This window comes from Companilactobacillus jidongensis (assembly GCF_003946575.1).
In the GTDB taxonomy this organism is placed as follows: Bacteria; Bacillota; Bacilli; order Lactobacillales; family Lactobacillaceae; genus Companilactobacillus; species Companilactobacillus jidongensis.
This window is the reverse complement of record NZ_RHOP01000007.1, coordinates 124,538-136,437: the sequence shown is the minus strand read 5'-3', so window position 1 is coordinate 136,437 and position 11,900 is coordinate 124,538. Positions and strand designations below refer to the sequence as shown.

Genomic DNA, 11,900 nt, shown 5'->3' with positions numbered 1-11,900 from the left:
CTCACCAATATGTTTGATGAGATAATCATAATTCGAATTCCGCCTAAATCATAGACGGTCGGTTATTAGGTGCTTACTTTATATATAACTTATAATTATGTTTAAACTACTCATAAAAAATATGTTGACAGCGCTTTCAGAACGGATATATAATAAAAAACGGTTAGGAATGGTAAAACGTTTTACTTCGATTAGGAGGGATGAATTGAATGGGGCAAGTAAGAGTACAACAATTCGTGATGTTGCACAGTATATAGGTATTTCTGTTACAGCAGTCTCACAGATTTTAAACGGTAAGGGTGATAGATTCAGTGATGCAACAATTCGCAAAGTGCAAGAAGCTCAACGAGTTCTGAACTATCATCCTAATTTTTATGCCCGGGGTTTAGTTGGACAACGTAGTAATTCAATTGGCATCGTGATACCTAATATCATGAATCCCTTCTTTGCTAGTCTAGTTCTAAGCGTAGAAAATGCAGCAATTCCGAAAGGAATATTTCCTCAAGTGTTCAGTGTGAATGGGTTCCATGAGAATATTGATTATTTTATAGAGCAATTTATTTCTGGTACTCAAAAAGGACTGATTTTAGCAGCTCCAGGTGCTTCACAAGAAATCGTTGATAAATTAGCGATCTCGAATAGTTTGCCGATGGTTCTAACTGATCAAGCCGATCTAAGCGGCAAATACGATATGGTATTGATCAATGAATTAAAAGCAGGTGAACTCATCGCAAGTCATTTATTGGAATTAGGACATAAACGAATTGCCATAGTCTTACCGTTTGGATTGACTTTAAATTTGAAACACAGATTTGAAGGTTACAAATTGGCGTTTAAACAACATCAGGTTGAAGTTCCATTGGATTTGGTTTTTCAAGCAAATTTTGATCCCAGTGGTGGTGTTGACGCTGTTGAAAAAATCATTGAGACGGATGCAACAGCGATAATTGCTATCAACGATGATGTCGCAATCGGAATATATCGAGGCCTGTCATCACATAACAAGAGTATTCCTGAAGATTATTCGGTGGTCGGATTCGACAATATAAATTTAACAAATTACTTAACGCCGCGTTTGACAACTGTCGAACAACCAATTGATGAAATCGGTGAACGTGCTGTTCAAATGTTAGTCAATAAAATGAATGATCCAACTACGAAACATCGATCAGTAGTTTTAGATGTGAAACTAAAGATACGTGATTCAACAAAAAAATTGGAGATGTGAATATGAAAAAAGGAACTGTATTGAATAGTCAGGTTTCTGCAGTTATCGCTGACATGGGACATTTTGATACTTTATCAATCGGAGATGCCGGTATGCCAGTTCCAGCTGGTACAAAGAAAATTGATCTTGCAGTTGAAAAAGGATTACCAAAATTCATTGATGTTTTGAAGAATGTATTAACTGAACTTGAAGTTCAAAAGATTTTTTTGGCTGAAGAAATCAAATCTCAAAATCCAGAACAACTTAAAAATATTCAAGCAGCCATCGATGTTCCAATCGAATTCATTCCCCATGACGAAATGAAGAAGCGATTAGCTACTAATAAGGCATTCATTAGAACTGGAGAAGTAACTCCATATTCAAACATCATTCTAGAAAGTGGTGTCACATTTTAAACCTGAGGGGGTGAAAAAATGAAGATCGAGATGAAGAATATCTCCAAAGCCTTCGGTGCTAATAAGGTTCTAGAGGGTGTCGATTTTGCTGTAGAGTCCGGTGAGGTACATGCTTTGATGGGTGAAAATGGTGCTGGTAAATCGACACTTATGAATATTTTAACGGGATTGTATGGCGATGACGGTGGAGAAATATTGGTTGATGGACAATCAACTAGTTATTCAGGGCCGCTAGATGCAGAACAGCATGGCATTAGTTTTATTCATCAAGAAATGAATAACTTCTTGGAGATGTCAGTTGTTGACAACATGTTTTTGAATAAAGAAATCAAGAATAAGTTTGGCATGATCAACGAAGACAAAATGCGCAAGCAAGCTCGTGAATACCTTGGTAAGTTAGGTGCTGATATCGATGTTGATAAGCCTATTGGTACATTGAGTGTTGGTCGTCAACAGTTGATTGAAATTGCTAAATCAATCATGACTGATGCTAAGATCATTATTATGGATGAACCAACTGCTGCATTGACGGAGAACGAGATTGAGCAGTTGTTCGGTGTTGTAAATGAACTCAAGAAACAAGGCGTAGGATTCATTTATATTTCTCACCGGATGGAAGAAATATTCAAAATTGCCGACAAGGTCACGGTCATGCGAGATGGAATCTCAGTTAATGAATATATGACCAAAGATGTTGATATGAAACAACTTGTTCGCGACATGGTTGGTCGTGAAATCGGTGACTTCTATCCGGATAGAGATCCTCATTTTGGTAAAACAATATTGTCAGTTAAGAACCTTACAGAAAAAGGTGTTTTCAAAGATGTTAGTTTTGATGTCCATGAGGGAGAGATTCTTGCCTTCTCGGGATTGATGGGTGCCGGTCGTACGGAAATTATGCGTGCGATATTTGGTATCGATCATTACAATTCCGGAGAAATTTATCTAGATGGCAAGAAGGTCAAGATCAAAGATCCTGAGTCAGCCATTAAGCATCGAATCGGGTTCTTGACTGAGAATCGAAAGGATGAAGGATTGATCCTAGCTGATTCACTGCGAGACAACATTGCATTGCCTTCAATCAATGGCTTCGTCAAACACGGATTGATCGATGACAAATCTGTTGACGAATTTGCCAGTCTATTGATGAAACGACTGACGGTTAAAGCAATGAATGAGCAAGTTACTGCTGGCAGTTTGAGTGGTGGTAATCAGCAAAAAGTTGTCTTGGCAAAGTGGGTCGGATCTGGATCAAGGGTCTTGATCTTAGACGAACCAACAAGAGGAGTTGATGTCGGAGCAAAGAGGGAAATATACGATTTAATGAACGAACTAACTGATAGGAATGTTGCTATTATCATGATCTCAAGTGATTTGCCAGAGGTCCTTGGTATGAGCGATAAGATTGCAGTCGTTTATGAAGGCAAGATTTCTGGAATTGTGGACACGAAAGGTGCTACTCAGGAATCAGTTATGACATTGGCGACAGGAGGGGCAGATAATGCAAGAGCAAACTAAATCAGTTGAGGCTGAAAAAGCAAAAGGATTTGATTTTAAAAAATTTGTTGGGAAAATGGGGCCACTTCTAGCACTGATCGTATTAGTGATTTTAGTAACAGTGCTTAGTCCGGGATTCATTCAACCGAACAACTTATTGAACTTGTTACGTCAAGTTTCCATTAATGCGGTTATTGCATTTGGTATGACGTTTGTAATTTTGACTGGTGGTATCGATTTGTCAGTCGGTTCTATTCTAGCTTTGACAGGAGCAGTTACAGCAACGTTACTATCAACTGGTATTTCACCTGTAATTGCATTGTTAGCCGGTATTGCCTTAGGCTCACTACTCGGATTCGTTAATGGACTATTGATTGCCTATGGTAAGGCAGCACCATTTATTGCTACATTAGCTACAATGACGATTTTCCGTGGTGCGACTTATGTGTTCACTAACGGTAATCCGATTACTGGTACCAAAATGAACGATAGCTTCTTGTTCCAATTCATGGGTAGAGGTTATCTTCTCGGTATTCCATTTCCAATTTTCATTATGGCAATCGTCTATCTAGTACTATATTTGTTACTACACAAGACAACTTTTGGTCGTAAAACTTATGCTCTTGGTGGTAATGAAAATGCTGCATTCATCGCTGGTGTTAAGACAAAGATGGTCACAATTTGGATCTATACAATCTCAGGTTTAATGGCTGCTATTGCCGGAATAATTTTGACATCACGTTTGAGTTCGGCCCAACCGGATGCGGGTACATCTTATGAAATGGATGCCATTGCGGCGGTTGTATTAGGAGGTACGAGCCTTGCAGGTGGTAAAGGTCGTATCTTTGGTACCTTGATCGGTGCTCTGATCATCGGAACATTGAACAACGGTATGAATTTATTAGGTATTTCTAGTTTCTATCAACAAATTGTTAAAGGTATCGTAATTATTATCGCTGTATTATTAGATCGCAAATCAAACGACAAATAATAATCTTAAGGGGATTAAACACAATGAATAAATCTTTGAAACGTATCATTGCACTTATTAGTGTCACATTTATCGCAATTTTTGCACTTGCCGCATGTGGTAAGTCAGGGCTAGATTCAGGAGATTCAAACAGCTCCAAGGTCGAGAAAAAGAGTCCTAAAGATTTGAAAGTTGGAGTTTCACTATCAACACAATCAAATCCATTCTTCGTTTCAGTTAAAAAAGGTATTCAAGGTTTGGCTGATAAAAAGAGTACGAAAGTACAAATTTCAGATGCACAAAATGATACAGCCAAGCAAAACAATGATATTGAAGATTTAATTACTAAAAAAGTTGATGTTTTGATCATCAACCCGGTTGATTCAAGTGCGATTACACCTGCTGTTAAAGATGCTAATGATGCTGGAATTCCAGTTATCACAGTTGATCGTTCAGCTGATGGTGGTAAAGTTCTTTCACTAGTTGCTTCAAACTCAACAAAAGGTGGTCAAATGGCTGCTAAATTCATGATCGATAAACTTGGTAACGATGCTAAGATTGCTGAATTACAAGGTATTCCAGGAGCTTCAGCTACACGTGAACGTGGTAAAGGTTTTGACAATGCAGCAAAAGGTAAATTAGACATTGTTGCAAAACAAACTGCTGGATTCGATCGTGCTAAAGGACTAAGTACAACAGAAAATATTCTTCAAGGTAACAGCGATATTGTTGGTATCTTCTCACAAAACGACGAAATGGCTCTTGGTGCAGTTCAAGCCGTTAAGGCCGCTGGTAAAGAAGTAACAATCGTTGGATTTGATGGCGAAGATGATGGTATTAAAGCTGTTAAATCAGGTAAGATGGCAGCTACAGTTGCTCAACAACCAGAAGAAATGGGTAGACTAGCTCTTCAAGCTGCATATGATCACTTCAATGGTAAGACAGTTAAGAAGAACATTGAATCACCATTGAAACTTGTTACTACAGAAAGCTTGAATAAATAATAGCCAGTCACCTTTTAATTATTAGTAAGGGAGATCTATTATTATGAACAAAGTAACTGTAGTTGGAAGCATCAATGTTGATAGTATTCTACATATAAAACAATTACCGCAGCCAGGTGAAACAATAGGGATGCAGTCATTCTCTAAAGCCGCAGGTGGTAAAGGTGCTAATCAAGCTGTTTCGTCAGCTAGATCAGATGCTGAAACTTATTTCGTTGGATGTGTTGGTGATGACAGCAACGGTGAGTTCATGCTCAAACAATTGAACGATAACAAAATAAATACCGATAACGTTAGAGTAGTCACTGGTAGTAATACTGGCCAGGCCTATATCCTCCTTCAAGAATCTGGGCAAAACTCAATTATCGTTCAAGCTGGAGCCAACTTTGAACTAACTCAAGCTGATATTCAAAATGCTATGGAAACCATTCAAACAAGCGATTTTGTTATTACAGAATTTGAGACGCCTATGGATACAGGAATCACCGCCTTTCAGTTCGCTCACCAGGCAGGGAAGAAGACGATTCTAAACCCGGCACCTGCAAATGATGAAATACCAGCTGATCTCTTATCACTGACAGACTTGATCGTACCAAATGAGACTGAGAGTGAACTGATCACAGGTATTAAGATAACAAACGAACAATCGATGGAAGATTCAGCTAGATACTACGAAAGATTCGGTATCAAGAATGTCATTATTACGATTGGTGAACATGGATCTTATGTATCACTCAATGGTACTGGCAAAATAGTACCAGCATTCAAGGTTGATGCAGTTGATACGACTGCTGCCGGTGACACATTTATCGGTGCCTTGGCATCAGTCTTGGAAATGGATTTTGCTAATTTATTTGAAGCCGTTACTTATGCAAGCAGAGCTTCATCATTAACTGTTCAAAAATTGGGAGCATTTCCTTCGATACCAATGAAACAAGCAGTGCTTGATGCACAAAAATAGTAATAAAAAAAACACGTCAGATTAAAATCTGGCGTGTTTTCGTATCAGGGAATTGATGGAATTTTTTAGTTGATCTATATCGTATTTTAAATTTATCGTATATTAATTTTAAAATTGGGAGGGGTATCATATTTAATATTCATTAGTGGGAAACCACAATCAATTAAAATGATAATCTAAGGAAATATCCATCAGGTAGAAGGTACTTAGCTACCTCTATCTGACACCGTAAATATAGTACCTTTTGTTAAATAGTAAAAGATAAAAGCCTTGAAATCAGTATTTAATTTTTTATATTATTCTTTAATCATTTTTATATGAGGAGTGTGGTTAAATAAAAATTCATCACCAACACTGCGAAAGCCAAACTTCTTATAAAAGCCTTCTACATAAGTTTGTGCTTCAATAATAATTTCTTGTTCAGGGTATTTTTCAGCAATAACCTTTAAAACCTGTTCTACCAAATCAGCACCAAGGCCAGTTCCACGATGTCCTTTATCAGCAACAACTCTACCAAAAGTAATATGGCCTTCTTCTTTGAAAATTCGCGCGTAAGCAACCATTTGCTCACCATCATATTTGAACACATGAATTGAATGAAGATCATTGTTATCAAGTTCTTGATAGATTCGTTCTTGCTCAACTACAAAGGTTCTAACTCTTAAATTCATCAGATCATATAATTCCTGCGTATCTAACTCTTTGAATGTTTTTGTGTTCCACATATTATTCACCATCGTTTTCAAATAAAATATTATTTATTGTTTCAAATGCTTGATATAATTCAGATTGCTTTTTGGCCGATAGATTTTCAATTAAGTTTTGAATTTGAACATCTGAATCAGTATCTATTTTTTCTAATAGGGTAATCCCGTTAGCAGTTAAAGAAAGATTTTTAGATCTGGCATCAGTCGCAGAGGTGCTTTTCTGAACATAGTTTAGTTTAGTTAGTTTTTTGATAATACGGCTAGTATAACTTGCATCCAAATTTAATTTGTTAGCAATGTTCATTGGGGTTGAGCCTTGATTTATGGACATTAGAACACGTGCCTCAGGGAAACTTAATTCGGTATTAAATACACGTTTGTTGAGTAAACCTAGTGTATTGGTATATTGACGATTGAATTTTCTGATCAAACTAATTTCATTTTTATTTAACATTTTGTATCTCCTTTAGTGGATAAAAGCCATTATATTCTAACTAGTGGCTTTTGTCCACTAAAAATAATAAAAAAACCTAAAGTCTGATAAAGACTTTAGGAATGTTGTTACTTAGCATTTTTAAATGAACGCAACTTGGGTGGAATATATGTATCAATAAATTCTTTAATTTCACCTAGTGAATCACTGAATAGCAGTTTATCTCGATCAGTCCTAGTTAAGAATTCGTTATCAGTCATAGTATCAAAAAAAGTTTCAAGTGCATCATAGTAATGATTCACATTGTAGAAGATACAAGGATTGTTATTATCACCAATTCTAGTCCATGAATATGCTTCAGAAATCTCTTCTAGTGTACCAGGACCGCCTGGTAGCGCAATACTAGCAATCGAATTATCCAACATAGCACGTTTTCTGGCATCCATACCATCCACAATATCTAACTTTGACAGATTGGTTTGAGATAAATTACGTGACGCTAAATTTTCAGTGATTATTCCGTGGACATAGCCATCGTCAGATATAACAGTTTCAGCCATAACACCCATTAGACCAAAGCGTCCGCCACCATATGTTAATCCATAATTGTTATTGGTTATCCAGTGAGCTAGTTTCTTGGCAGCAATAGTATAAATTGGATCATTACCTGTAGCAGCGCCACAGTATACAGCAATATTTTTCAAATTAGTCACACTTCCTATTTATTCATTCATAAAGTTTAATTCACGTTTTAAACGACGATAATACAAAAGGGATGCAGTTTCAAGTGCATCAAGAGCACGTTCTTGATCCTCAGTTAAATCTTTAGTGCTTAAAGCCATCAGAATAAAAGTTGTATAGAGCTTTTTAGGCGCTAGGTCTAATCCGGTATTTTCACCGTCGCGTTTGAGGTCACGATGTAGTGCAGGAACGGTCAGTAGTGGAGAGTTAGCTCCCTTGTTGCGACTTAAAAATAAGTTTTGATTGTTCCACTGTGATCTTAGTGGCATCATAAAAGCTTGATAACTTTCGAGAAATTTTTTTTCTAAAGTAGAAAAATTCAGTTGATTAAATCTCTGATAAAAATCGGGTTCCATGGCTTCTTTGTAATTGAAACCTTTAGATATTATTAGAATCAGCAAGCGAGTGTATATACTGAGGTCTGAATTCAGATATTTAGGCAGATTTTGAAAAACTTCCACTGGAAAGTCACTTTGTTTAGGGACAACAACACTATTAATATTCAGTGTCGGGATTTCTGGTGTTTTTTTCATACTAAACAGATACTTGAAGTAGACGTTTAAATTACTGACAACTTTGTTGATGGTACTAGGACTAAGATGGAGTCTTTCCAGCATAAAATTTTTAAAGTGACGAACGTCCATTTCGTGAACATCCTTGATATCTTCAGAAATTTTATATTCCTCATTGTGTTGAATTGTGTATGAGAAAAAATCGTTTAGAGAATTCATATATTCAGTGTGTGCTCGTGGTGAGATATGGCGAGTTTTTAAATAGGCATTAAAACCGGTCAGATATGGAATTTTTGACATATGAAACCTCCTTTACATAACTATAATTATACCGTAAATGCTGATACAATCGTATTCTGACGTATAAAAAAAGCCACACATTAAATATGAATGACTTTCTTTAATATAATATTAACTATGAGCTCTAATTATTTTGAACGCAGAGCCAGCATCGATATATGATAATAATTTTAAGTCACTTTCTATTATCGTACCAAGAACGTTAACATTTTGATTGGCAGGTAAGCGGCGACAAACTATTTGAATCTCACCCATATATGCACCATAGTTACGATTATCGATTGTTACAGAGCCAAAGACACGTTCAATATTATTTGTTGGTCCGATATGACGATGGTTCATTTCTCGACTCTCGGTTAGTCTAATTGCATCTCGAGCGGGATCCTTACGATTGTGAAATACCTTTGTAAATAAGTAACTTGGTGTGCCAATTTTAATGTTAGATATGTGCAGTGGAATATAGCCATTAATAAAATAGTCATCAAATGATTTTCTTAGTTCTAATTCAAGATAAGGATCACCGATAACGACACCGTCAGTATTTAATTTGTCCAATTCAACCGCAGCAATGAATGGACTGATATTTCGATGACGTTCCAATGTAGGAGATCCTGCCATCAATGGAGTCCGATAGGGTTCATTTCCGGTAACGAAGGCCTGTGTTTTAAATCCAAGTTTTCGAAGCCAACGATTCTTTTGAGCAATCCATGTGAGGTCAAGACCGGTTTCGGGATGTGGATATTGACTGTACCAAGCTTCCAATGTATGAAAGTCGATGTCTAATTTCTTTAATTCATTAATATCATGATCATCGATTGTACCTGCATTGAGTGCAATAATTGTCTGTTTACTTAGTGAAACAATATCATCATAAGAAAAACTATCGTCAAGACGTAGTATAAGATCAAGATTGTCTAATTTGTTGTGAAGGATATGCAATGAAGGCTTATCAATGTCGATGATGAGTTTCAAATTCAAATTCTGGATTGCCTTTAGTAATTTATCAAAAGTTTGAAGATATTTTTGTGAATCTTTTTCATGGATATGAACTGATGTAAATACTTCGGAAAATCCATAATTCTTCATACTTTTGAAGTATTGTAAAGATTCGTTATCGAATGTTTGATCCAAATAAAAAGAGAATCCAATCATGTGTTACTCCTTCGTGAAAACGTTAACTTAAATATATGATATTATTTTTTGAATAATATATCCATATATTTTGACAATTGTTTATAGTATCATAACTTTTGTAAGCGAAAACTGTCAGGCGTTTGCATAAAATGTCTTTTAAAAACAGTGATGAAATAAGTATCACTAGAAAAGCCAACTCTTAATGCAATTGATTTGATGGAAAGATCAGTTGTTTGTAATAAGTTCTTTGATTTGTTTAGGCGTATTTCGGTCAAATATTGTCGAGGTGTTAGACCACTTTCATTTTTGAAGGTTCTTTGAAGGTTGAATGGACTACCATGGCATTCTTCGGATATAGTGGTAAGATCTAGCTTCCTTTGGTAGTTATTATCTAGATAAGTTTTGATCTCGCTGACCCAGTCATAGTTAGTAACTTCACCAGTAGGCTGGCATCTTTTACAAGGTCGAAATCCAGCATCAATTGCTTCACCAACTTCTTTAAAAATCAAAACGTTATCTCTTAAAGGATTACGTGAGTGACATGATGGCTTGCAAAAAATCTTAGTAGTCGTTACACCGTAGTAGAAATTACTTTGAGTGTCATTATTAATGATCTGTTGCCAACGATGTTCAGTTAAGGGATATTTTTTCATTTTTTGCCTCCTAATAATTTAAGAGCAAGATTTTTAAGTGAATTGTAGCATATACTAAGGATATACAAAAGCAGGTGTTAATTATGAAAGAAATTTATTACCAAATAATTGAGTTTGATAATCATACATATATTATTGCAGTGACCGATAAAGGATTAGCATATGTCGGATTGAGGGATGAAACTTTATCTGATATGTCAGTCTTTTATCCTAAAGCCAATTTTATTGAAAGTAAAGTTCGTACTCAAAAATGTGTCAATGAGGTTAAGGAATATTTACAAGGAGAACGAACAAAATTCAATTTGAAGATAGATATTTCAGGAACAGAGTTTCAAGAATCTGTTTGGAAAGCTGTCGCTAAGATACCTTATGGCAGTGTATCTAATTATACGAAGATAGCAAATGAGATCAACCGACCCAAGGCAGTGCGTGCCGTGGGAACGGCCATCGGTAAGAATCCTGTGCCGCTAGTTGTCCCGTGTCACCGTGTACTTGCTAAAGATGGTACCTTAGGTGGTTATCGTGGAGGATTAGCAATGAAGTCTGATTTATTACAACTAGAGAGGAATGTACAATTATGAACCAATATAAAATAGCCTTCTTTGATATTGATGGCACACTAGCTGGTCACAAGACGTCAGAGGATAATACAATTTTAAGTCGGATCCCTGAATCTGCTAAGGCTGCGATAAAGCAATTACGTTGTACAGGCATTGAACCAGTCATTGCCACCGGAAGGAACTATGGAATGATCAAGGATATTTTAAATAACTTAGAGGTTGATAATTTCATTGCCAATAATGGCCGTTATGTTGTTTTTGATCATCAGACAATTGCACATGACACTTTTGACAAAGAACATCTAGCAGCGGTAGTCGATTATTTTTTGAGTCAGAAGATCGAATTTTGTTTTGAAACAGTTGAGAAACTATATATCTACGAAAGCTCGCATTTTACTGGGGATGGCTCAATGGGATTTAAAACCATTCCCGATGGAAGTCTGCCCGAAGATATTATTCAATTGATTGTAATGAATGCAGATAATATACCGGAGACTGTTCCGGTAGACGGGATCAAAATGCTAAAGGTTGCTGACAATGTCTATGATGTAACTATGAATCAGTCAAGTAAAGCTATCGGAATTCAAGAGATACTAACGAGTATGAATATTTCAGCAGAAAAAACGATTGCTTTTGGTGATGAAGTTAATGATTTACCAATGTTCGATACAGTTGGTTTTTCAGTGGCTATGGGGGATGGTAACCCAGATGTATTGCAGGTTGCTGATTATGTTACAACTGGTGTTTATGATGATGGTATTTTGAACGCTTGTAAAAATTTAGAGTTAATTTGAAACTTCAATTA

Annotated in this window: 14 protein-coding genes; 8 read left to right on the top strand and 6 right to left on the bottom strand. The window is 36.2% G+C overall.

Annotated elements, in window-relative coordinates; all coding sequences use genetic code 11:
• Nucleotides 1-205 precede the first annotated feature (205 nt).
• From rbsR to rbsK, 6 genes are read left to right on the top strand one after another with little or no spacing between them, the layout of a single operon-like run.
• Complete coding sequence (gene rbsR / locus EKM68_RS06345) at nt 206-1,228, top strand: ribose utilization transcriptional repressor RbsR (RefSeq protein ID WP_225422972.1); 1,023 nt, start codon at nt 206-208, stop codon at nt 1,226-1,228.
• A gap of 2 nt (nt 1,229-1,230) precedes the next feature.
• The gene (gene rbsD / locus EKM68_RS06340; protein WP_125588944.1) at nt 1,231-1,623 is read left to right on the top strand and encodes a D-ribose pyranase; all 393 of its coding nucleotides are present in this window, start codon (nt 1,231-1,233) and stop codon (nt 1,621-1,623) included.
• Nucleotides 1,624-1,641: 18 nt separating this feature from the next.
• The gene (locus tag EKM68_RS06335; RefSeq protein ID WP_125588942.1) at nt 1,642-3,141 is read left to right on the top strand and encodes a sugar ABC transporter ATP-binding protein; all 1,500 of its coding nucleotides are present in this window, start codon (nt 1,642-1,644) and stop codon (nt 3,139-3,141) included.
• A complete protein-coding gene (locus EKM68_RS06330) occupies nt 3,125-4,111 on the top strand; it encodes an ABC transporter permease subunit (RefSeq protein ID WP_125588940.1) in 987 nt (328 codons plus the stop codon). Before EKM68_RS06335 ends, EKM68_RS06330 begins: the two co-directional genes overlap by 17 nt.
• Before the next feature lie 23 nt (nt 4,112-4,134).
• Complete coding sequence (locus tag EKM68_RS06325; protein ID WP_125588938.1) at nt 4,135-5,094, top strand: D-ribose ABC transporter substrate-binding protein; 960 nt, start codon at nt 4,135-4,137, stop codon at nt 5,092-5,094.
• A 40-nt stretch (nt 5,095-5,134) separates the two neighbouring features.
• The gene (gene rbsK, locus EKM68_RS06320; protein ID WP_225422973.1) at nt 5,135-6,055 is read left to right on the top strand and encodes a ribokinase; all 921 of its coding nucleotides are present in this window, start codon (nt 5,135-5,137) and stop codon (nt 6,053-6,055) included.
• Between the two features lie 296 nt (nt 6,056-6,351).
• On the opposite strand, the gene EKM68_RS06315 is transcribed toward rbsK, so the two are convergent.
• The 6 genes from EKM68_RS06315 to EKM68_RS06290 all read right to left on the bottom strand — a co-directional run bounded on the left by EKM68_RS06315 (nt 6,352) and on the right by EKM68_RS06290 (nt 10,535).
• Nucleotides 6,352-6,780, bottom strand: a complete 429-nt coding sequence (locus tag EKM68_RS06315) for a GNAT family N-acetyltransferase (RefSeq protein WP_125588956.1) — start codon at nt 6,778-6,780, stop codon at nt 6,352-6,354.
• Between the two features lies 1 nt (nt 6,781).
• The gene (locus EKM68_RS06310; RefSeq protein WP_125588934.1) at nt 6,782-7,216 is read right to left on the bottom strand and encodes a MarR family winged helix-turn-helix transcriptional regulator; all 435 of its coding nucleotides are present in this window, start codon (nt 7,214-7,216) and stop codon (nt 6,782-6,784) included.
• A gap of 107 nt (nt 7,217-7,323) precedes the next feature.
• Complete coding sequence (locus tag EKM68_RS06305) at nt 7,324-7,899, bottom strand: LOG family protein (RefSeq protein ID WP_125588932.1); 576 nt, start codon at nt 7,897-7,899, stop codon at nt 7,324-7,326.
• Between the two features lie 18 nt (nt 7,900-7,917).
• Complete coding sequence (locus tag EKM68_RS06300) at nt 7,918-8,748, bottom strand: phage integrase N-terminal SAM-like domain-containing protein (protein WP_125588930.1); 831 nt, start codon at nt 8,746-8,748, stop codon at nt 7,918-7,920.
• 111 nt (nt 8,749-8,859) lie between these two features.
• Nucleotides 8,860-9,900 (bottom strand): MupG family TIM beta-alpha barrel fold protein, encoded by a 1,041-nt coding sequence (locus EKM68_RS06295; RefSeq protein ID WP_125588928.1) that lies wholly within the window; start codon nt 9,898-9,900, stop codon nt 8,860-8,862.
• Between the two features lie 89 nt (nt 9,901-9,989).
• Nucleotides 9,990-10,535, bottom strand: a complete 546-nt coding sequence (locus EKM68_RS06290) for a bifunctional transcriptional activator/DNA repair enzyme AdaA (RefSeq protein WP_125588927.1) — start codon at nt 10,533-10,535, stop codon at nt 9,990-9,992.
• A gap of 83 nt (nt 10,536-10,618) precedes the next feature.
• On the opposite strand from EKM68_RS06290, the gene EKM68_RS06285 reads away from it, so the two are divergent.
• Both EKM68_RS06285 and EKM68_RS06280 read left to right on the top strand, forming a co-directional pair.
• Nucleotides 10,619-11,116, top strand: coding sequence for a methylated-DNA--[protein]-cysteine S-methyltransferase (locus EKM68_RS06285; protein ID WP_125588925.1), 498 nt, complete (start codon nt 10,619-10,621; stop codon nt 11,114-11,116).
• Complete coding sequence (locus EKM68_RS06280) at nt 11,113-11,889, top strand: Cof-type HAD-IIB family hydrolase (RefSeq protein WP_125588923.1); 777 nt, start codon at nt 11,113-11,115, stop codon at nt 11,887-11,889. Before EKM68_RS06285 ends, EKM68_RS06280 begins: the two co-directional genes overlap by 4 nt.
• The last annotated feature ends 11 nt before the right edge of the window (nt 11,890-11,900 follow it).